Source organism: Bacillus sp. FSL K6-1000, assembly GCF_038630785.1.
Taxonomy (GTDB): domain Bacteria; phylum Bacillota; class Bacilli; order Bacillales; family Bacillaceae; genus Bacillus; species Bacillus safensis.
Map to the genome: position 1 here is coordinate 1,779,360 of NZ_CP152042.1, position 20,804 is coordinate 1,800,163.

The 20,804-nt window shown below is 40.9% G+C and carries 18 protein-coding genes; 2 read left to right on the top strand and 16 right to left on the bottom strand.

Annotation, left to right across the window (positions count from 1 at the left end):
• Positions 1 to 57: 57 nt before the first annotated feature.
• Complete coding sequence (locus tag MHI46_RS09055; protein ID WP_260775989.1) at positions 58 to 825, top strand: pentapeptide repeat-containing protein; 768 nt, start codon at positions 58 to 60, stop codon at positions 823 to 825.
• 141 nt (positions 826 to 966) lie between these two features.
• On the opposite strand, the gene MHI46_RS09060 is transcribed toward MHI46_RS09055, so the two are convergent.
• The 6 genes from MHI46_RS09060 to MHI46_RS09085 all read right to left on the bottom strand — a co-directional run bounded on the left by MHI46_RS09060 (position 967) and on the right by MHI46_RS09085 (position 7,317).
• Positions 967 to 1,242 (bottom strand): YbeF family protein, encoded by a 276-nt coding sequence (locus MHI46_RS09060; RefSeq protein ID WP_260775991.1) that lies wholly within the window; start codon positions 1,240 to 1,242, stop codon positions 967 to 969.
• A 216-nt stretch (positions 1,243 to 1,458) separates the two neighbouring features.
• Positions 1,459 to 2,379, bottom strand: coding sequence for an alpha/beta hydrolase (locus tag MHI46_RS09065; protein ID WP_260775993.1), 921 nt, complete (start codon positions 2,377 to 2,379; stop codon positions 1,459 to 1,461).
• Positions 2,380 to 2,407: 28 nt separating this feature from the next.
• The gene (locus tag MHI46_RS09070) at positions 2,408 to 2,809 is read right to left on the bottom strand and encodes a MerR family transcriptional regulator (protein WP_047203156.1); all 402 of its coding nucleotides are present in this window, start codon (positions 2,807 to 2,809) and stop codon (positions 2,408 to 2,410) included.
• Positions 2,810 to 2,966: 157 nt separating this feature from the next.
• Entirely contained in the window at positions 2,967 to 4,430 is a 1,464-nt protein-coding gene (locus MHI46_RS09075; protein WP_200885525.1) for a family 1 glycosylhydrolase, read from the bottom strand.
• Positions 4,431 to 4,454: 24 nt separating this feature from the next.
• Positions 4,455 to 6,356, bottom strand: a complete 1,902-nt coding sequence (locus tag MHI46_RS09080; RefSeq protein ID WP_260775996.1) for a beta-glucoside-specific PTS transporter subunit IIABC — start codon at positions 6,354 to 6,356, stop codon at positions 4,455 to 4,457.
• 118 nt (positions 6,357 to 6,474) lie between these two features.
• Positions 6,475 to 7,317, bottom strand: coding sequence for a PRD domain-containing protein (locus tag MHI46_RS09085; protein ID WP_099663313.1), 843 nt, complete (start codon positions 7,315 to 7,317; stop codon positions 6,475 to 6,477).
• 342 nt (positions 7,318 to 7,659) lie between these two features.
• On the opposite strand from MHI46_RS09085, the gene MHI46_RS09090 reads away from it, so the two are divergent.
• Positions 7,660 to 7,968, top strand: a complete 309-nt coding sequence (locus tag MHI46_RS09090) for a DUF4870 domain-containing protein (protein ID WP_039179010.1) — start codon at positions 7,660 to 7,662, stop codon at positions 7,966 to 7,968.
• 56 nt (positions 7,969 to 8,024) lie between these two features.
• Here the strand turns inward: MHI46_RS09090 and MHI46_RS09095 are convergent, their stop codons facing one another.
• The 10 genes from MHI46_RS09095 to MHI46_RS09140 all read right to left on the bottom strand — a co-directional run bounded on the left by MHI46_RS09095 (position 8,025) and on the right by MHI46_RS09140 (position 20,794).
• Positions 8,025 to 9,428, bottom strand: coding sequence for a HAMP domain-containing sensor histidine kinase (locus tag MHI46_RS09095; protein ID WP_260775998.1), 1,404 nt, complete (start codon positions 9,426 to 9,428; stop codon positions 8,025 to 8,027).
• Positions 9,429 to 9,430: 2 nt separating this feature from the next.
• Entirely contained in the window at positions 9,431 to 10,138 is a 708-nt protein-coding gene (locus tag MHI46_RS09100) for a response regulator transcription factor (protein WP_047203160.1), read from the bottom strand.
• Positions 10,139 to 10,278: 140 nt separating this feature from the next.
• Positions 10,279 to 11,544 carry a glucuronoxylanase gene (locus MHI46_RS09105; protein ID WP_260776000.1) on the bottom strand — a complete coding sequence of 422 codons (1,266 nt, stop codon included), beginning with the start codon at positions 11,542 to 11,544 and terminating at the stop codon, positions 10,279 to 10,281.
• A 35-nt stretch (positions 11,545 to 11,579) separates the two neighbouring features.
• Entirely contained in the window at positions 11,580 to 13,121 is a 1,542-nt protein-coding gene (locus tag MHI46_RS09110; protein ID WP_342503228.1) for a glycoside hydrolase family 43 protein, read from the bottom strand.
• Between the two features lie 226 nt (positions 13,122 to 13,347).
• Positions 13,348 to 14,808 carry a CoA-acylating methylmalonate-semialdehyde dehydrogenase gene (locus MHI46_RS09115; RefSeq protein WP_106025097.1) on the bottom strand — a complete coding sequence of 487 codons (1,461 nt, stop codon included), beginning with the start codon at positions 14,806 to 14,808 and terminating at the stop codon, positions 13,348 to 13,350.
• 314 nt (positions 14,809 to 15,122) lie between these two features.
• Positions 15,123 to 16,454 carry an alpha-glucosidase/alpha-galactosidase gene (locus MHI46_RS09120; protein ID WP_260776003.1) on the bottom strand — a complete coding sequence of 444 codons (1,332 nt, stop codon included), beginning with the start codon at positions 16,452 to 16,454 and terminating at the stop codon, positions 15,123 to 15,125.
• A gap of 31 nt (positions 16,455 to 16,485) precedes the next feature.
• A complete protein-coding gene (locus MHI46_RS09125; RefSeq protein WP_039179030.1) occupies positions 16,486 to 17,316 on the bottom strand; it encodes a carbohydrate ABC transporter permease in 831 nt (276 codons plus the stop codon).
• Positions 17,316 to 18,248 carry a sugar ABC transporter permease gene (locus MHI46_RS09130; RefSeq protein WP_039183131.1) on the bottom strand — a complete coding sequence of 311 codons (933 nt, stop codon included), beginning with the start codon at positions 18,246 to 18,248 and terminating at the stop codon, positions 17,316 to 17,318. Before MHI46_RS09130 ends, MHI46_RS09125 begins: the two co-directional genes overlap by 1 nt.
• Positions 18,249 to 18,278: 30 nt before the next feature.
• Entirely contained in the window at positions 18,279 to 19,535 is a 1,257-nt protein-coding gene (locus MHI46_RS09135; RefSeq protein ID WP_342503229.1) for an ABC transporter substrate-binding protein, read from the bottom strand.
• Positions 19,536 to 19,753: 218 nt separating this feature from the next.
• Entirely contained in the window at positions 19,754 to 20,794 is a 1,041-nt protein-coding gene (locus MHI46_RS09140; protein WP_099663318.1) for a LacI family DNA-binding transcriptional regulator, read from the bottom strand.
• Between the last annotated feature and the right edge of the window lie 10 nt (positions 20,795 to 20,804).

Here is a 20,804-nt window from a genome sequence, read left to right on the forward strand (position 1 = left end):
AAATGAACTTTTGGAAGGTATTCATCCTGGTAAAAGATTAAAAGATAGGTGATCACAATGAGAAGGCTTGAGTCTGGTATGTCAGTAGACAATGAAATATTTTCTGATATTGTCAGGTATGAACACGAAACGATAAGCGGATCGACGATTAGCAACTCGAATGTTCATTCACCTATATTTTGGAGCTGTCAGCTGCGTCATCTTGTATTTAATACGTGTGATCTGACGAATGCGAGATTTTTTGCAGGTAGTACGATTGAGCATTGTACTTTTATTCGTTCTGATTTGCGCTCTGTTGGGATTGCTAAAGGCGAGGCTGTTTTTACGAATTGCGAATTTTCCTCCTGTGATATGAGAGGAATGACATTGGAGAATGCTGTGTTTATCAACTGTACATTTTATCAATGTAGGTTTAATGACCGCATTTTACAAGCAGCGAATATTGTTCATTGTACCTTTACCGGTAAGCTAGTGGATATAACGTTTGAGGGAAATGGTAAACAAAAGCTGATCACCAACTTTGAAAACTGCATTCTTGACGGTGTTCGCTTTACAGGCTGTGACCTGTCGCAATGTTATCCGCCAGCTTCCAAAAACCATCTATATGTTGAAAAGGTCTCCGCGCGTGTCAAACAGGCATTGCTGAAGATAAATCATGACCCTCACCTTTCTGACGAGGATCGGAAAGTACTGGTACGCAGCCTGCGCAAGCTTGAGCATATGGAACAATATATTTTTAACACGGCGCATATGGAGAAAATACATGGGGCTGATTTTGTGGAGCGATTTTTCAGTTATCTGGAATGTAACAAAGAGAACGCTTGATACGTACCTCTTCCTGCTAAGTCTAGGTCGTACATCAACTTCGAGTATATTTGAGTGGCATCAGTTCTCCGATTTTCACTTTGACTAGCTCGCCATTTATTTCTATATGGAAAAAGCTGATTTTTGTGAATAGCTTTTTCGTTATGCTCTTTTATAGCGGCCATACATATAGCGAATGATTTTCGTGATGACAGAGGTACACATGCATAAAAAGGTCATCAACACGACCCAATACATATTTGACATGTCAAACCCAGTATAGGCAAATATGAAAATAGTGGAGACGGCAAATGTGATGATAAGAACGATATAAACTCGCTTAAAGATGCAGTAGCCAACAATCCCCCAAATCAAAGATAACAAAGGCAATGTAAATAAGATCAGCGCCATAGGATGAAGAAAGAAAACACTCATCATGTCACTCTCCTTTATGAACCGGTGAAGAACCGAATATGTATCATATTAATAGGAAATCCGCGCGTTGTAAACAAAAATTGGAATTTAAGGAATTTTTAATCTGAAGTGAATTGACAATCTAAATGTATTTCATGTTGAATGGAAAAAGACTGCTTTCAATAAGCAGCCTATTTTTTCGAATATTTAAGTCAGAGCATTTTGATGTGTGAAAAAGACCTAACTATTTATCACCTGAATGATTTTTTCCTGAGCATCTTGTGCCTCAGGGATTGGCATGACGACAAACACATGCAGCATTTCTGGATAAACAAAGGTTTTCATGTCAATTCCTTGTTCTGTTAGCTTTTCATCAAGCTTTAGTGCATCTGGATATAAAATATCATGTGTTCCAATAAAATGAGTGATCTTCCCAAGACCATGAAAGTCCCCATGAATTGGACTGATTAATGGGTCAGTTATCTTTTTATCTGCTGCCCACATTTTTGTAATGACATCTATTCCTTCAGGCGCTAAAATGGGATCTTTAAGGGCATATTCAGATATAAGAGGATTGCTTAAACTCATATCAACACATGCAGATAATAAAATAATATCCTTCGGCTGCGGCAGACTTTCCATCTTTAAGAGATGCGCCAGGCCAAGTGAGATATTTCCGCCCGCTGAATCTCCCATAATTGTTAATTGATCGGTACTCTCAACCGTTTTTAGTATTTCTTTATATAGATTTAAGATTTTCGGATAGGTATCTTGGTAGCTATAATGAGGTAATTTAGGATATATAGGAGCGACCACTTTGGCATTAAGGGATTGAGCCATTTTATCCATGTACCACCAATGGAAATTAAGAGGCTGGTTTACCCAAGCACCACCATGTATATAGAGAATCACCTTTTGCTTTTGCGACATTTGGTCATTCAATGTGAAAACCTGCATTCCTTCGAAAATTTGCTCCTTTATTTCACTCACTAGTTTCACATCATCTCCGATTGCATAAGTCTTCATATTTTCTATTTGAGATAGAAAGTTTTTGGTTTTTTCGACACTAGCAAAACTCTCTTTATTACTTTGGGACGTGATTAATGTTTCAAATTGAATACTTTCTTCAGAACGTTCTCCGTTATAAATTTCGACACTCATTTTATTTCTCTCCTTTAAGCAGATATGTTTATTCGTCATCCTGATTCATCACACGAAATGATTTGAGATACACTTGTACTTCTTTCTCGGGAGTCTTTAATAAGTTAGATAAAAGGTCTTGAATGAGGCGCAGGCTTTTAATTTTCTTTTCAATTTCTTCATGTTTATGTTTTACGATTCTTTTTAAAGTATCAAGTTCTATATCTTGACTCAGCATTTCCAATATTTCTTTTATTTCCTTTAGTGAATAACCCAATGATTTGGCATCTTTGATCAATTGAATTTTCACAATATAATCTTCTGTGTATAGTCTATAACCGTTCGAACGGCGTCTCGGGACAGGTAAAATGTTGTGTTCTTCATAGTAACGAATTGCGGCAGGGCTTATTCCAGTTTGTTTGGCAAGTTCACCTCTAGTCATCAACTCCATTGTTACTCCTTTTTTGTGATTTTGTCTTACTATAATTACATTATAAAGGTTGAACTATACTTCAAGGTCAAGAGATGTTTTCGTGAAAAATAAAACACCATCGCATGCAGCCGGTTAAGGCGTCCTGAGATGGTGTTTTTCATCATTCAATCTGCTTTTATAGGTCTTCTCCATTTGATGCAATTACATTTTTGTACCAGAAAAATGAATCTTTACGGTAACGATTCAGTGTACCATTTCCTAGGTCGTCTTGATCCACATAGATCAAACCATAGCGTTTAGTCATTTGAGATGTTCCGCAGCTGATTAAGTCAATACAGCCCCAAGGTGTGTATCCCATTAAGTCAACACCTTCTTTTACTGCTTCTTTCATCTGTTCAATATGTTTTTTCAAATAATCAATTCGATAATCATCGTGAATTTTTCCATCTTGTGTCAATGTATCTCTTGCGCCAAGTCCATTTTCACAAACAAATAAAGGCTTTTGGTATCTGTCATACAGTTTAATTAATGAAATGCGCAGACCCATTGGATCGATCGGCCAATCCCATTGTGATAATTCCAAGTGTTCATTTTTAATCGGGCTGTCAAACGTACCCGCTAGCTCAGCGGCATCTTCACGCGCTTCTGCTACGTGTGACATATAGTAGCTGATTGCAACAAAGTCAACAGTGCCCTCTTTCAAAATTTGTTCATCCTGCTCTTTAATATCCAGCTTGATTTGATTATCAGCAAAATATTTCACCATGTATGTTGGATATTCGCCTCTAGCTTGAACATCAGGATAGAACATATTCAATTGATTCGATTTGACTGCCTGCAGCTGATCCTCTGGTTTTGTTGTTTTTGCATAGGCTTCGATTTGGTTAATCATACAGCCAATTTGGACATCTGGAATGATTTCCTTCGCTGCCTTCACTGTTAATGCACTTGCCACAAATTGATGGTGAGATGCTTGGTAAGCAGCCTGTAATTTATGGTCTACTAAATCCTCTAAAATGCCAGCACCTGTATAAAGACTATTGAGGTTCATATTCATTTCATTAAATGTAATCCAATATTTCACTTTGTTTTTATATCTTTCTAAAATCGCCCGTGCGTATTTTTCGAACAATGGGACAAGCTCTCTACTCATCCATCCATTATATTTCTCTGTTAAAGTAATCGGCATTTCATAATGAGACATCGTTACTAGCGGTTCAATTCCATATTTCGCACATTCATCAAATACTTTATCGTAAAAAGCCAATCCTTCTCCATTCGGCTTGTCCTCTAAACCTGTTGGAAAGATTCTTGCCCATGAGATGGACAAACGAAAGACTTTAAATCCCATTTCTGCAAACAGTGCGATGTCTTCCTCATAACGATGATAAAAATCAATTCCGCGTCTTTTTGGGAAATCAAATGCATCAGGATTTTCCTTGTATTTGTTTAGTTCAGCTGAACTAACATCGAATGTAAAGTTGTTTACTTTTCCTTGTGCATAGGGATCTTTATATGCCGCGTAGTCTGAAGTTGACAGCCCTTTCCCGCCTTCTAAATATGCGCCCTCTATTTGATTAGCAGCTGTTGCGCCACCCCATAGAAAATTATCTGAAAAACCTTTTTTTAATTCTTTCATTTCAATCATCCCTTCTATTTATGATTAATGAATGAGCATTAAGAGTTTATTTTCTCCTGCGTTGACATAAGAGTCACCTGTATGGATCACATCCAGGTACTTCGAGGAATTAGTGACGATAATAGGTGTCACGACATTTAATTCTTTTGATTGAATTCCTTCTATATCAAATGATAATAAATGATCCCCGATGTTGATTTCATCTCCTTCTTCCACCAATACCTCAAAGAATTGACCATTTAGGCTGACGGTATCAATCCCTACATGTATTAATAATTCAATCCCATCATCTGAAACCAAACCTATTGCATGTTTAGTAGGTGTAACGGTCACTACTTTTCCGGAAAACGGTGCTTGTACCACCCCCTTATCAGGCATAATCGCTACTCCCTTGCCCATCATTTCGCTTGAGAAAACGGCATCATTGACTTCAGATAACGGAACGACCTGACCAGTTATAGGTGCTTGTACTTCATAAGGATTTACTTGTCTGGCAGCTTGTTGATTGACTGCATGCTCTGGATCTTTAGATGACTTTCCTTGTTTTAGCGGCTGACCTTCCACTTTTGTGGCAGGTTCTTTGAAACCAAGGAACATAGTGACAAGCAGTGAGACCAAAAAGCTCAGCGCTATTCCAATTAAAGCGAGCTGGAAATTGTTTGTGCCTTTCATAATGTAGGTTGGCAGAGATGTAATACCTGGAATTGAAAATGCTGTCGTTTTGACTGAAAATAAACCATAAAAACATCCGCCAACTGCGCCGCCAATTAATGAAGCATAGAAAGGCTTTTTCAATCTCAGTGTGACTCCATAAATGGCTGGTTCTGTGATACCAAAGAAACTCGGAAGCAATGTTGATAATGCCAAAGACCTTGTTTCTACTCGTTTTGTGCGAATGATGACTCCTAAAACGGCGCCTGCTTGTGCCATATTGGCAATAAAGTTCATCGGAAGCAGCATGACATCGTATCCAACTTTTTCAAAGCTGGCAAACGTACTTGGGAAGAATGCGTAATGCATTCCAGTTAGCACAATTAAAGGCATGAGGCCTCCCATTAATAAACCTGCAATCGGTCCAGCAAAATGGAATAAAGAAGTGAAGAAGATCTCTAAATACTGACCGAAAACGTTTCCCATAGGCGCTATGAAAGCTAGTGTAAGAGGCGCTGTGATCATTAAGCTCAGTACCGGTGTAAATACGATGCTTAAGGATTTTGGAATGACTTTCGTTATCCACTTATCGATAAAGCTAAGTAGCAGTACTCCTAAAATAATCGGTAAAACGGAAGAAGTATAATTATTTAATGGAATACTCAATCCTAAAAAACTAAGTGGATCTGCCCCTTTTGCTGCCCCTTCCACCATCGTGGGATACAATAAAATCCCAGCGAGTGCCATCGCGAGAGATTCTCGCGTTTTAAATTTCTTCGCTGCAGAATAAGCAATGAGGAAAGGTAAAAAGTAAAAGACAGCATTTGAAAAGATTTGTAGTACAGCATAGGTAGAGCTTTTTTCCGTCAGCCAGCCTAAACTAACGAACAAAGCCATGATCCCTTTAATCAATCCACTACCAACAATCGCCGGCAAAATCGGTGTGAAAATTCCGCTAATGACATCGAATACGACTTCGATTGGATTCATCTTTGACGTATGTTTAGCAGGAGAAGAATCATTGCTGCTGTCACCAATCAGATGGTCTATTTCCTCATAGACTTCTGCAACTTTTGCTCCAATAATGACTTGGAATTGTCCGCTTTGGAATTGCGCTCCGAGCACTCCATCTACTGTTTTCAGTTCATCTACTTTTACCTGTTTTTCATCGTTGATATTAAATCTCAGCCTCGTAATACAATGCCAGCTTTGAGATATATTGCCTGTTCCGCCGATTAATTTGATAATTTCTTGCGCCAATTCTTTGTTGTTCATGTCTTCACCCCTTCATTTTCACAAAAAAAACCTAAACAAAATCCACCATTAGAAAGACCATTCTTCTAAATGGAGATTTGTTTAGGTTAATGCTTTTTCATAACACGCCTAAAAGAAATCATGTATTCTGTTGATGTTTCTTTGTGATTCTTTCAATATGAATGACTAGAAAAACAAGTTCGTCTTCTGTGACATTCCAATTAAATTCACGCTTTAACATTTCTTTAATAATCAAACCGCATGCATAGCTCTTCATATAACGATCCTGAATTAATTCTTTTAATGAATCATCCATCTGCTGAGGCGGTTGATTTGTTTCTTGTCTGACAATAAAATATCTCAAATGAGTGATAAACCTCGAATAATCTATCGATGATTTATCTAATACCATCTCGAAAATGTTTTGAATAATCTTAACGATTTCCTTCGTGAGATGGGTCATTTTAATCGTATCTCCCATAGACTGACCATCTATTTGAGCGTTTACAAAATGAAGGGCAATGAGTGAAGCTTCTGTATCTTCAAAGGTAATCCCCATCATTTTTTGAATAATTTTAAGTGCTTTTTTCCCAATTTGATATTCTTGAAAATATAGATGTGGAATTTCCCATACGATAGGGTTTTCATATACCATTTTTTCTTGATGCCTTTGAATAGAAAAGGTAAGATGATCAGATAGCGAAAACAGCATGCTGGAACCTAATTTTTTATTCAACATCTCTTCGCCCATATGAATGATTTTTTCAGTTAATAAAAGAATATCAGTTGGGATAGCGGCAAGTTGAGATTCTAATGGAGACGTCTGATCAGAATAAAATGTCTTACTGACAGCGCTCTCATCAAGAGTATCACCTTTTTTCTTCTTAAAGCCTATTCCTGTACCAAAAACAACTACTTCATTTTGCGTGTCTGTTAGAGCTAATACGATATTATTGTTTAAAACTTTAACGACGGTGAACATCTTCATCCCACCTTACCTAAAACTGCTAAAAAAAGCATAAAAAAACACCAAAATCTCAGCAAACAACGTACAAATGTACAACATGTTTACCTGACTTGGTGGTGCCTGATGATATCAGTAACACTCCTGCATCGGTTACGACTTTATTGTAAACACAGGATAAACCAAAGTCAACTATTTTTTCGGTAAGGTAGATTTAAATACCTATATTATAGTATGTCGTTTATAAATTATTTTAAAAGGTAAATAAGTTTAAGGTTGCTGTAAGGTTCGGATTAATACAGGTTAAGGTTCAGGTAGTACAATGGGTTTGTAGTGAATAAATCATAGAGGTGAAACGTTTTGAGAGAAAATAAAATCTTGTCTTCATTATGTTACTTTAGTATCTTTTTTGCACCATTTTTGTTCCCAATTATCGTCTATTTCTTAGGTCAGGACGACGTGAAATATCATGCGAAAAAATCATTATGGACGCATATTATTCCTTATTTGATTTTTGGTATTGGCATCCTTGGTTCAGGTTTACTTGGTATGAAAGATATCAGCCATGCGGGGCCTTTCTTAATTGCGACATATGCAGTAACATTCCTTGTTGCTATCTACTTCTTCATTTGGAACATTGTGAAAGGCATCAAAGTGTTTTCAGAATAAATAATAGATGAAAAAACGGTTCTGTTGTTGATCAGAACCGTTTTTTTTGTATGTTTTCATGCTGGTAGTTGGATGTCAATTGTTGTTCCTTTTCCTACACTGCTACGGATCGTGATATCCCCGCCGTGCTTGACGATAATATCCTTTGCAATAGCCATCCCAAGACCAGAGCCTGCATGCGAAACTCCTGTATTCGTCCCTCTGTAATAGCGTTCAAACACTTTTTCCAGCTCTGCCTCTTCTATTCCTCTGCCGTTGTCTTGAATCGTAATATGGGTTCTTTCTTTTTGTTCAAGCTGTACAATAATCGTCACATCAGGATCATTGTGAACGAGGGCATTTAAAATCAGATTGGTGACCGCTCTTCGAATGAGGATTTTATCAATATTCAGCATGAGCTTGTCTTCATTCGTTTGAAGCTCAATCGTCTGATCGGCATATCTTGAATCGTTTAAAATATCAATTAACGTTTCCCGCAACAGTGACACAATGTTGACCAGCTCTTTATTTAGCATGACGCCGTTATTTTTCAGCCTTGTTGTTAAATTCAGATCCTCCATGACATCTTTGATATACAATGATTTATTCTCAATGATGCCCGTGTAATGTCTAATGTCCTGGTTTGAAAGAGGATACTTTGGGTCTTTCATGATTTCTGCATAGCCTTGAATAGAAGCTAGCGGCGTTTTAATATCATGAGAAATATGGCTGATCCATTCTTCCCGCATTTGCTCTAGTTTGTCTTTTTCTTTTTTGCTTGAAGCGAGCTGCTCTGATAAGTGATTGACATTATAGAAGACATCTTTATAAATTCCTTTAGCAGGCAGATTTGTCGTGTAATCGCCGTTTGCCAGCCGCTGGATGCTATGAATGGCACGGGCGAGCGGTTTTGTGAGCTGCCGGCTGAATAAGTAACCAATGAGTAACGCTATGATGGCATCTATTGATAATAAAATCATCGTCCCGATATTGAATCTTGTTACTAAGTCCTTCGTGTCAAACGAGAATAGGTACTTTCCGATGGAAGGGTCTTTAAATCCGATAAAGTAGCTGTATTCTTTGCCCTTTACTTTTTTTCCGCCAGCATAAATGGTCGATAATAATTGCTTATCTTTATATTTATGTAAGTTCACGATTTCTATCGGTGTATATTTGTTCTTTAATCCTTTAGGTGCCAGCGCATGATACACGTTTTGGCCATTTTCGTCTAAAATTTGAATCCATGCATTCTGTTGTTTTAAGGCTTTCTGCCCTTCTTTGTTTACGGAAATTCCTTGATCAGAAAAAGAGACGTATTGTTCAAATGATCTTGTGAAGGTTTCGGGCGTATTTTCCTCGTTATGCTGGCTGTTTGCCTGAAGTACGAGCCAAATCATAAATCCGAATAAGTTGATAAAGACCGTGATAATGGTCACGATAATGACAGAGACCATATACCTGCCTGTTAATCGCCATTTCATCTTTACGCATCCTTTACAACAAATTTATAACCAAGCCCTTTGACGGTGACGAGAAACTCTGGTGTTGACGGGGAATCCTCTATTTTTTCCCGTAGTCTTCGGATGTGAACCATCACCGTATTGTCAGAACCGAAGAAGTCTTCCCCCCAAACGGTTTGATAAAGCGTTTCTTTACTGATGACGCGGTTCGGATGCTGCAAGAAGTAGGTCATCAGCAGAAGCTCTTTCGGCGTGAGCTCAATGACCGCTCCATTTTTAGTCAGTTCTGCTTGCTGCTCGTTTAACTCAAACGGCCCTTTTTTGATCACGGGATCGGCTTGAGTTGACTGCAAGTATGAGATCCTTCTCAGCTGCGCTTTCACCCGGTAGGCGACTTCCTTTGGACTGAATGGTTTTGTAATGTAGTCATCTCCGCCGATGGCAAGTCCTACAATTTTGTCGGATTCTTCTCCCTTTGCTGATAAAAAGATAATCGGAACATGGGAGGTCTCTCTGATTTGTCTGCAAATATCATAGCCTTCACCGTCTGGCAGCATAATATCAAGTATGACAAGATCGGGTTGTTCTTGATGAAATTTTGCAAGCCCATCACGGGCAGTTGATGCAGTGATGACGCGATCAATGCCTTCCCTTGTTAATACAGTGTTAATTAATTCCAAGATTTCTTTTTCGTCATCGATCATTAATACTTTGCTTTGAAGCTTTGGCATACATTGATCACTCTCCTGAAGTCATTGCCATTATTATACCCAATGTAAGTACATAGTGAAAAAATCAACTTCCTATTTGCATAAAAAAAGCCAATTTTCTTTTGAAATGAGAAAATTGGCTTTTGGTGATTCAATTCATTCTAGCGTTTGACCACAAATGTTGTCACACTTTGAGCCGGGAGATGAGCCCAAAATTGATTACCTGATATATTTAAGTCTGTACCAGGCTGAAGGTTGCTGTTGCTGCTTGTGATCCATCTTGACGCTTGTGAAGCAGTTCCGTTTTGCATCACAAAGTGCTGATTGACTCCTGTATTGTTTTTGTTAATCGCGACAATGACGACCTGATTGTTTCCTTTATAGGCTGATACGAAAACATTTGGTTCAGGACTTTTCGTTGCATCAATTCTGATGTATCCTGGGCGTACAAACTTGGAGAAATGCGCCATGTTGTAACCGCGTTTACTGATCAGGCCATCTTCCTTCATAGGGCCGTAGGATCTGCGGATGTACCACCAAACATATGCCTGAAAGTCCCCTTCTACCATCGAATGGTGAATATGCTCTGAAACCCCTAATGCCTCAGGCCAGCGGTCCGCTGAATTGTTATCGCTATTCGGGTAGTAGACCTCTGTCATCCAAAGCTCCTTTCCCCCGCCCTTTTGTTTGAAAAGTGGATACGGAAGCTGGCTGATTTGGGTTCCGTACAAATGGGCTCCGAGAATGTCCAGGTTTCCAAGCGCCTGCGGATCGTTTAGGATAGGATCTGATATATTTTTAAGGTATTGAAAGGATTCTGGCGCGATCACGCGGGCATTAATGGAGCCAGCATTTTCTCTCATGAAACGCAGGATTTCCTGAGGAGTCCACCATGTCCATTCGTGTGCATAATCGGGCTCATTTTGTACAGATATAGCATAGAGATTGACGCCATTATTTTTCATATACGTCACAAAATCGTTCAGATGCTGAGCATATGCGGCGTATTGATTGTATCTGAGCCGCTTTGCAGATGTACCATTCCGGTTGAATGTCTCTACCATATTGCTTGGAGGATTCCAAGGTGAAGCGATCACCAAAGCTCCATGCTCTATTGCTCTTTTGGCAGTTGCGACCTCTCTGTGCCAATTATTTCTGTTCTCATCTACAAAAATTCTTAGAATGGAAAATCCTAATTGATTCTGCCCATTGCCAAAGGCGGTTTCCCTTTGAGGTGCGGTCAAATCACCAATCCAAGCCGGATGGTTCATTCCGCCAAAGCCGCGAATCACTTGTCTTTCCGCATTGATATTAATATTGGCATCTGCTGCTGAAACCTCAGTCACGCCAGGTCCGATGAACATGACAGACAGCATGGTGAAGCAGATCAATAAAGTGCAGATTGGTTTTTTGATCATTGACATCAAATTCTTCCACTCTCCTATCATCTTGTCTTTCTTCGTTACCTTTGAGTAAACTGCCAGGAATCAAATTGAAATAGGTTTGCACCTGTTCCAGTAAAAACAAAAAATACGTTGTGTACGCCTGCTGCTCCGTTTACTGCCGTTTCTACTTCTCGCCAGTTATTTGCTCCCCCTGTGGAAGGGACATTCAGTGTTCCGACGAGTCTGCCGTCAGGACTTCCGAGGCGTACTTCTATCTTCCCACCTGCATTTGACGCTACATTCGCTTTAAATGTTCTCGCGCCGTTTGATCCGAAATCGACGTTACTGGCAGCCACCCAATCTCCGTTTTGAATGTTTGTGACATGCTGGTTATTGACCGGTCCGCCTGGAGCTGAAGATGCCTCTGTCAAAATGCGTCCATTCCATGCGAATGTTTCAGCTTCTACACGCTGATAAGGATTCAGGTTGGAAAGCTGTTTAACCCCTTCAAAATTGGCTGCGACTTCTCGAAGAGAACCGTCAGCATTATGCACAAGTTTATTAATATGCGGAGATCTGTAGCCTTTTCCTGATCCGTATAAAGCAGAGCTGACCGTTTGGGTATGATACACGACATACCACTCGTTTTTAAAATTGAACACAGCATGATGGTTATTACCGCCTCCCCCGAAAAATGCACCCGGATTTTTCAGGAAGTGCCCTCTATACGTAAAGGGACCCATCGGACTTGAGCTCGTCATATAACCGATCTCACCAGGTGGTTTATCTGCTGGGTGGGAGCCGCCAAAGTTGATGCAATAGGAATAGTAATAGGTTCCGTTATACTTATGCATCCCCGAATCTTCAAACATAAAAGGAGCATCAATGGTTGATGCGCTGCCTACCACACTTGTCATATCAGGTCCTAGTTTTAGAACTCTTGCTGTTTTAGGATTCGCCCATTGTCCCTGCGTTGGATTAGAACCGCCTGGAACACCTCCGCCGGCATATAGATAACCAGTGCCGTCATCATCTACAAAAACGGCAGGATCAAAAAGCCATACAACTCCAGCCATCCCTGGTGTATTTGGCGTGACGAGTGCTTTTCCGATAGGATCTGTCCATGGACCGACGGGGGAGTCTGCTGTCAGAACGCCAATCCCTCCGCCGCTGTTCGCGAAATAAAGGAAAAATTTATCCTTCCCATTGATTTTTTTCACCGCTGCTGATGGAGCCCAGGAAGCACCTGCCCATTTGGCAATTCCTTTGCCGCCATTTGCTCCATTTGCCCCAGCTACTGGAATCGCGCCATGATCTGTCCAGTTCACCATATCTGCTGAAGAGATGACGAAGACCCTATTCAAATTGGCAAAAGAATTATCCTTAATCGTTCCGTTGCTGTGATATTCATAGTCATCACTCGACATATAAATGTACACTCTTCCGTTATAGGTGAGCGCAAATGGATCAGCGCCCAAGTGGTGGTCTATGAGCGGGTTGGCATTTCCTACACGTTTTGCAATTGTTGTGCTTGCCGCACTCGCATCATATACCGGTAAAAAGCTCAGTACCAAAGCAAGAATCAATAAACCAACGCCGCACTTCATCCTCGTCCTCATCGTTTCATTTCCTCCTGTTTTCATCTTCCTAATATTGGGGTTTAGGCCCAATTTCAAAATATGTTGATAGGTACTGATGAAGAATGAATATAAAGAATGATTTCTAGTGTAAATCCTTGCTGGAATAACGTTGAAAACCCTTACTTTTTGACTAGAAGACAACAAAAAAATGCAGTCTCCCATGCTGGGGCTGCATTTTTTCTTCTTATGATTCATTGCATATAGCTTACATATAACGAGCGGTGACCATTTTCTTTCTTGTGTAAAACTCCACTCCGTCTGTTCCATTGGCATGCAAGTCTCCGTAGAAAGAATCCTTCCAGCCGGAAAACGGGAAGAATGCCATTGGTGCGGGTACACCGATGTTTACACCGAGCATGCCCGCTTCGATGTTTTCGCGAAATTCTCTTATGCTTGATGCGCTGTCCGTATACAGGCAGGCACCATTCGCAAATTTTGATTGATTGGACAGGTCGATGGCTTCTGCTAATGAAGAAACACGGACAATTGATAAGACTGGGGCGAAAATCTCGTCCTGCCAAATTTTCATTTGATTTGTGACATGATCAAAGATCGTCGGTCCGACGAAATACCCTTCTCCATTTGTTTCGTGGTCTTGCCGGCCATCACGAATGAGGCTTGCTCCTTCTTCAATCCCTGACTGGATGTATTGAAGTGTTCGTTCTTTATGTTCCTTTCGAATGACTGGCCCAAGAAAGACCTCTTCATTAATTCCGTTTCCAATGACGAGCTCGTTTGATTCATCCACTAATTTTTGAATCAACTCATCAGCCACTTCTTCTTCCACTGCGACAACGGCTGCAGCCATGCAGCGCTCTCCCGCTGATCCAAAGGCAGCCCCGATGATTTGTTTTGTTGACGCATCTAAATCAGCATCTTTGAGGACAATGGAGTGATTCTTTGCGCCTGCAAGTGCTTGGACACGTTTGCCATGCTCCGTTCCTTTTTTATAGACATATTCAGCGACTGGCTGAGAGCCGACAAATGATATGGCTTTGACCTTTTGATGTTCAAGCAGGCCGTTGACAACATCGTGAGCTCCATTGACGATGTTGAGAACACCTTTTGGAAGACCCGCTTCTTCAAACAGCTCAGCTAACCGTGCCGCAAGAATAGGAGTTCGTTCTGAAGGTTTTAAAACAAATGTATTTCCGCAGGCAATGGCAAGTGGGAACATCCAGCATGGAACCATCATTGGAAAGTTAAATGGCGTAATGCCGCCGATGACGCCAATTGGATAGCGGTACATGCCTGATTCAAGTCCAGTCGCAATATCTGGAAGCTGTTTTCCCATCATTAACGTCGGTGCGCCCGCAGCAAATTCCACACATTCAATCCCGCGCTGCACTTCTCCTTTTGCCTCTGTTACACTTTTTCCATTTTCAATCGTTACGAGTTCAGCCAGCTCATCCCAGTTCTCAACGAGTAACTGTTGGTATTTAAATAAAATGCGTGCACGCCGGGGAACAGCAGTTTTAGACCAAGTAGTAAACGCTTCCTGTGCTGCTTGTACCGCACGTTCAACATCTGTTTTTGTTGAAAGCGGCACTTCCGCGATGATTTCGCCAGTAGCAGGGTTATACACTGCCTCTGTTTGACTTGTTTCTGCCTCAATCCATTGTCCGCCAATATAATTTTTCAACGTTTGTACATCTGTTTTGGTCATGTTCCCTCTCTCCTCTTTGTTAAAGAATGTCATGCTTAAAGGGTGTGTATGTATCGTCATTGTCTCATCTAACGGGCATTCATCTGTATACACTCTTTGTCAAATCAAACGGCAGTTTTGGTTTACGTTGTGATCATCTGGTTTGTTTGTGACATATGACACGAGAATGCCAAAAATTCATGATGTTTTTTTGGTTAACTGTTGGTTAACTTTAGAAAAATCATAATATGAAAATGGCCCTCAGTCAATCCTCTTTTTGCTTCATAAGAAAAACCTGATGCGCTGTGCATCAGGTAGAGGCTGGTTCATTGATATTATTTGGTTGATGCGGCATATTGATTTGGTTCTATATAATTTGGCAGCATCTCTCCATGTGCTTCAATGAGTTCATCACATAATTTGATGGTGTCATCGATTGATAGTTCAGCGCTTGTGTGTGGATCAAGTAAAGCAGCTTGATAAATGTGTTCTTTTTTACCGCTGATTGCTGCTTCAATGGTCATCAGCTGTGAGCTGATATTCGTTCGATTGAGTCCAGCCAATTGTTCAGGTATTTCTCCGACATAGCATGGCATGATGCCGCTTCGATCTGCGACACATGGTACTTCTACACAGGCTTTTTCAGGCAGGTTGTCAATGAGCCCGCCAGTGTTTAGAACATTTCCGCCAAATTTAAAGGGAACGTTCGTTTCGATCGCTTCAATGATACGTGAACCATATTCTTTAGAGCGGGTATGTGTGATCTGTGTGTTTCCTACAAGGTCATGCTTCATTGTATTCCAATTGTTGATTTGTTCCTCGCAGCGTCTCGGGTATTCATCAAGCGGAATGTTAAACTGACCGATTAGTTCAGGGTACCGTGATTTAATGAAATATGGATGGTATTCGGCATTGTGTTCTGAGGATTCTGTGACATAGTAGCCGAATTTATCCATTAGTTCAAAACGAACCATATCATGATGCCGCGATTGCTGCTTTTCTTTTGCTCGTCTTTTGATTTCTGGATACAAGTCTTTACCATCCCGTTTTACCTCTAATAACCATGCCATATGGTTAATGCCGGCGATTTTTTCTTCAATGCCTTCATGTTTCATTTCAAGAGATTCAAATAGGTCCTTTGTACACACTTGCACACTATGACAGAGACCAACTGTTTGAACCTGAGTATAGCGCAGCATTGCACCTGTCAATGTGGCCATAGGGTTTGTGTAATTTAACAATAAAGCACTTGGGCAAACCTCTTCCATATCCTTTGCAAAGTCAAGCATGACAGGAATGGTTCGAAGGGAACGGAAGATGCCACCGATCCCTACCGTATCTGCAATCGTTTGTCTTAATCCATATTTTTTAGGTATTTCAAAATCAATGATTGTACTTGGCCTATAGCCTCCAACTTGGATGGCATTGATGACATATTTCGCATCCTGTAAGGCTTCTTTCCGGTTTTGATAGGACTGGATGGTCACATTTGCACCGTAATTTGCTTTTAAATGCCGTAGCATCGTTTCTGATTCTTTCAGCCGGTTGTGGTCGATATCATATAATGCGAATTCAAAGCCTGCAAGGGCGGGAACAAACAGACAATCTCCTAATATATTTTTAGCAAACACGGTACTCCCTGCACCGATAAATGTAATTTTAGACATAGACGACTCTCCTTTTTACATCCATATTGGGCTAGCCTTTGATAGACCCTTGTGAAAGCCCTGCGATAAAATATTTTTGTAAAAGTAAAAACATCGTAACCATTGGCAGCATCGCAATGAGGGCAGCTGCACCAACGAGCTGAAGCTGATGCTGATTTTGACCAAAAAAATGGGATAAGGCGACCGTGAGTGTATGCATCTCTTTATCTTGCAAAAAGAAGATAGCAAATTGATAGTCGTTCCAAATATACACGCAGGCAATGATTAATACAGAAGCGGTAATGGGCTTTAGAAGCGGAAAAACGACAGTGAAAAAAACTCTGAGTGTCCCTGCTCCATCAATACGGGCAGCTTCTTCAAGCTCCTTTGGAATGGTCGACCGGATAAAGCCCGCGTATAAGAAAATCGTCAGCGGCAAAAAAGCAGCCACATTATTTAAAATAGCAATTTGATAGGTGTTCATCATCCCGATTTGAACGACCATTTTATAGAGAGGGACAAGGGCTGTGAGCGGCGGAATGACCATAATGGCAATAAATAAAACATAGACTGCTTTATTTAGCTTGGTGTTCCTTCTTGCGAGCGGATAGGCTGCAAGAGATCCAAATATAATGAGCAATACAGCGGAGCTGAACGTAATGATCACTGTATTCAAAAAGGACTGGCCAAGCTGAGCCTCTGTCCATGCTGTGCGGAAGTTTTCAAGGTGCAGCGCTTTCGGAAACAGCCATTTTGAACTAAAATCTCCTATCCCCTTTAATGAAGTCGTCACCAAAATATAAAATGGAATGAGGTGTAGCAATGTAATCAATAGTGCGAGGAAGGAGTACCATCTTTTCTTGCGTTTATAGGCGTTATCCATCACACCTCGGTCTCCTTTCGTTTGAAATAAATCAGCGCTGCGACACTAATGATAAGGATGATGACCGCCATGAACACCCCTTGCGTCGCTGCATAGCCTGCATCCTGACGTTTGAAATACAGATCATACATAAAGGTCGACATGGATTGCGAGGAATCTCCAGGTCCGCCGCCCGTGAGTGCCACAATGACATCAAAGAGCTTGAGCCCGCCAATGACATTCAGCACAACATTAATGGTGATCGACGGCATAAGCAGCGGCAATGTAATCCGCCTGAATTGTTGAAAGCTCGATGCGCCGTCTAATTGTGCCGCTTCGTAATAATCCTTAGGGATACTTTGAAGTCCTGCTAAATAAATGATCATCGCAATCCCGACGAATTGATAGGTGTTGACAAGCACAATGATCCATGTGTTGAATTGCGGGTTGCCGAGCGCATTTATTTGATCAAATCCAAAAAGCGTCACCACATCATTTAAGGCACCGCCTTGGTAAGCAAACACAAAATACCAAATATAGCCCATCGCAATTGGGCTGATCATGACAGGTAAATAGATGACCGTTCTTGTGATGGCTTTCATCTTTAAGCTTTGATTTAATAAGAGCGCATATCCAAGTCCGATGATATTTTGTAAAATGGTGCTCCCAATTCCGTAGAGAAGCGTGTTTTTGACAACAAGCCATGTCGCTTGATCCTGAAGCAGCCGCTCATATTGCTCAAGACCAATCCATTGATAAGTTTGTGAGAAACCGTTCCAATTCGTAAAAGAAAGCTGAATGCCGTTCAAAAAAGGATAAATGATAAAGGTACTGACGACGAGAACAGCTGGCATGTACATCCACCAAAGTGATGAATTCTGGCGTTTTTGTATCTTTTGTTTTGGTAAAGAGGTGAATGCGGCTGGCTGCTTTGCTTTTGTGATGTCATTCATTGGCTTCACTCCTGTTTCAGCATCCATCGGCTATTGTTTTTTCAGACGTTTATACTCCTCTTCCATTTTCTTTGACAACTGTTCTGGTGTGATCGAGCCTGCTAATAATTCTTGACCCGTTGTTGCCATGACCGCCCACATTCCGCTTGGTAAGTATTTTCGATCGAAATACGGTTCAATCTTCACCTGTTCGTATTGATCGTAAAATGTAGAGTAATAGTTTTTCGCTTTCACTTGTTTTAGAGCTGTTTCAGAGGATGTGCCCTCTGCGATTTTTTTGGCGTTTTCAGGCTTTGCTAAAAAATCGATGAATTGCTTTGCTTCTTTTAGATGCTTAGAATCCTTCCAAGCAGCGACAGTAAACCGTTCTCCGCCAATCCAGCTTTGTTTATCTCCTTCATGAATGGCTGGAACAGGCATCGTGCCTACTTTGATCGATGGATTCAGCTCTGTTGCTTCAGGTCCTAACGATCCTCCGACAAAGGTGAAGGCGATTTTGTTTTGTGCCATGAGTTCCGGTGCTTGAGAGAGTTTCGCTGTCAAGACATCCTTGTTTAGAAGGTCTTGCTCCTTCAGAGCTTTCATGAATTGTGCAAGCGGTATATAAAGAGACCAATCAAACGATCCGTTTTCAAGTTCCTTTCCGTATTGATGCTTTTGATCGGTGATTAATAAAGGCGTCGCCAGTTCATCAAAGACTTGGGCAATATTTGAGTTATCTCCTCCTGGTATCCAGAGCGGCACAACATCTCCTTTGCTTTTTTCTTTCACTGTCAGCAAAGCCGATTTTAGTTCATCAAGTGTTTTTGGGATTTCGATGCCATATTCCTTTAATAGATTGGCATTAAAGCTAAGCCCGTCTTTTGCTTGATTCAGCGGATAGGCGTACACTTTACCATCTTGGTCCTTTAAAATCTGGTCGAGTGAAGGATCAAGATGTTTGACCCAATCCATCTCTTTTAAATCAGCCACATACTCGCTATAGCGCAGTTTGGCCCAACCATGTGTATCAAAAAGGTCTGGCATATCGTTTGCCCCCATTTTGACGCGGATCATATCTTCATAGCTGTTGCCTGGGAAATTGGCATCGATTCGAATGTGTTGATGCTCCTTTTCAAACTCACGAATCACTTCTTCAAACGCTTTTCTTTCCCCGCTGTTGCTCATCGTTGAAAATAGCGTCAAGGTGACCTTTCCATTTGCTTTAGAAGAGCCGTTATTGCCGCAAGCAGACAAAATAATGGTCAAGAAAATGGCTGCAATCAGCAGCATGATTTTTTTATTCATGGTTTCCTCCTTTTGATCACTGAAAATTCAGACGATAATCGGTAGAATTCATGCAGTTGCGGAAACAAAAGAAGTCCATTATACTGGAATTCTATTCTTTTCAAAGAGATAAGAGAGCATACCGGCAGGCTGCCTTGTTCTTAGCATGATCTGGCCATCATGCTAAGCAGCTTGTTTTCTGCTTTTTTGTCTCTTTTTTATTTGCTGAAATTGATGGTTCACCCCCTTTCATGGATGAGACATGTACTGCCTCGCTCGATGAGTGTTGTTGGCACGACGACTTTTAGAGGAAGTTTTCTTCCGTTTATTCTCTCAAGCAAAAGCTTCAGACCGACTTCCCCCATTTCTTCTGTATATACTTTGACAGTCGTAAGCGGCGGGCTTGAAAATGATGCGGCTTCAATGTCATTAAATCCAACAATGGATACATCTGAAGGAACGTGTAGACCGGCTTCATGGAGAGCGCGCATTGCCCCGATTGCCATAGAGTCACTTCCAATGAAAAAGGCCTGCGGCAGTTTTCCTTTTTTGATAGCTTGCTGCATAAGCGAATAGCCTTCTTGCATGGAATATTCACCAATGTGGATGTCTTCCATATGAAGAGCGCCCGCTTCCTGCATTCTTTTCATAAACGTCGTTTGTCTTTCGTCCTCAATCACAGCGTTGCCTTCGAAATAATGCTCCCGCTCTTTCCCGCCAATATAGCCTAGATGTGTATAGCCTAGTGATTGCAGATGACGAATGGCGCGATCTGCCGCTCTGACAAAGTCCACATGTACACAATCATACAAATCTTCATCTGCATAATGATTGATAAAAACAATGTGTTCCATTCGATTTGTCATTTTTTCAACCGTATCGGGGCTGATTCGTCCAATGACGATCAAGCCGTCAATATCCTTTAGCATCGCCCCTTTATCCATGCTTCTTAGGCGAAAGGTATGGAGAGTGGACAGTCCTTGTTTGGCATATTCTTTTTCAATTCCTTTTCGAATCGATGAAAAAAAGGGATCATTTAATTCTTCGTCAATGGATTGAGCGACAACGATACCGATGACTGGGGATTCAGATGGGCTTTTTTCTTCTGCTTGATCGGCTTTTCTTGCTCTCACTGGGGTATAGTTTAACTTCTTAGCAATGTCGAGGATGTTTTGTCTCGTTGCGTGTGAAACGGCAAGTGTTTGATCGCCATTTAACACACGGGATACAGTGGAAACGGACACTTTTGCATCATGAGCAATATCTTTGAGTGTGGTCATAGGCAAACTC

Coding starts and splice junctions, on each gene's coding strand:
- MHI46_RS09055 (WP_260775989.1), top strand. CDS start 58: ATGAGAAGGCTTGAGTCTGGTATGTCAGTAGACAATGAAATATTTTCT.
- MHI46_RS09060 (WP_260775991.1), bottom strand. CDS start 1,242: ATGATGAGTGTTTTCTTTCTTCATCCTATGGCGCTGATCTTATTTACA.
- MHI46_RS09065 (WP_260775993.1), bottom strand. CDS start 2,379: ATGAGTGTCGAAATTTATAACGGAGAACGTTCTGAAGAAAGTATTCAA.
- MHI46_RS09070 (WP_047203156.1), bottom strand. CDS start 2,809: ATGGAGTTGATGACTAGAGGTGAACTTGCCAAACAAACTGGAATAAGC.
- MHI46_RS09075 (WP_200885525.1), bottom strand. CDS start 4,430: ATGAAAGAATTAAAAAAAGGTTTTTCAGATAATTTTCTATGGGGTGGC.
- MHI46_RS09080 (WP_260775996.1), bottom strand. CDS start 6,356: ATGAACAACAAAGAATTGGCGCAAGAAATTATCAAATTAATCGGCGGA.
- MHI46_RS09085 (WP_099663313.1), bottom strand. CDS start 7,317: ATGTTCACCGTCGTTAAAGTTTTAAACAATAATATCGTATTAGCTCTA.
- MHI46_RS09095 (WP_260775998.1), bottom strand. CDS start 9,428: ATGAAATGGCGATTAACAGGCAGGTATATGGTCTCTGTCATTATCGTG.
- MHI46_RS09100 (WP_047203160.1), bottom strand. CDS start 10,138: ATGCCAAAGCTTCAAAGCAAAGTATTAATGATCGATGACGAAAAAGAA.
- MHI46_RS09110 (WP_342503228.1), bottom strand. CDS start 13,121: ATGAGGACGAGGATGAAGTGCGGCGTTGGTTTATTGATTCTTGCTTTG.
- MHI46_RS09115 (WP_106025097.1), bottom strand. CDS start 14,808: ATGACCAAAACAGATGTACAAACGTTGAAAAATTATATTGGCGGACAA.
- MHI46_RS09120 (WP_260776003.1), bottom strand. CDS start 16,454: ATGTCTAAAATTACATTTATCGGTGCAGGGAGTACCGTGTTTGCTAAA.
- MHI46_RS09125 (WP_039179030.1), bottom strand. CDS start 17,316: ATGGATAACGCCTATAAACGCAAGAAAAGATGGTACTCCTTCCTCGCA.
- MHI46_RS09130 (WP_039183131.1), bottom strand. CDS start 18,248: ATGAATGACATCACAAAAGCAAAGCAGCCAGCCGCATTCACCTCTTTA.
- MHI46_RS09135 (WP_342503229.1), bottom strand. CDS start 19,535: ATGAATAAAAAAATCATGCTGCTGATTGCAGCCATTTTCTTGACCATT.
- MHI46_RS09140 (WP_099663318.1), bottom strand. CDS start 20,794: ATGACCACACTCAAAGATATTGCTCATGATGCAAAAGTGTCCGTTTCC.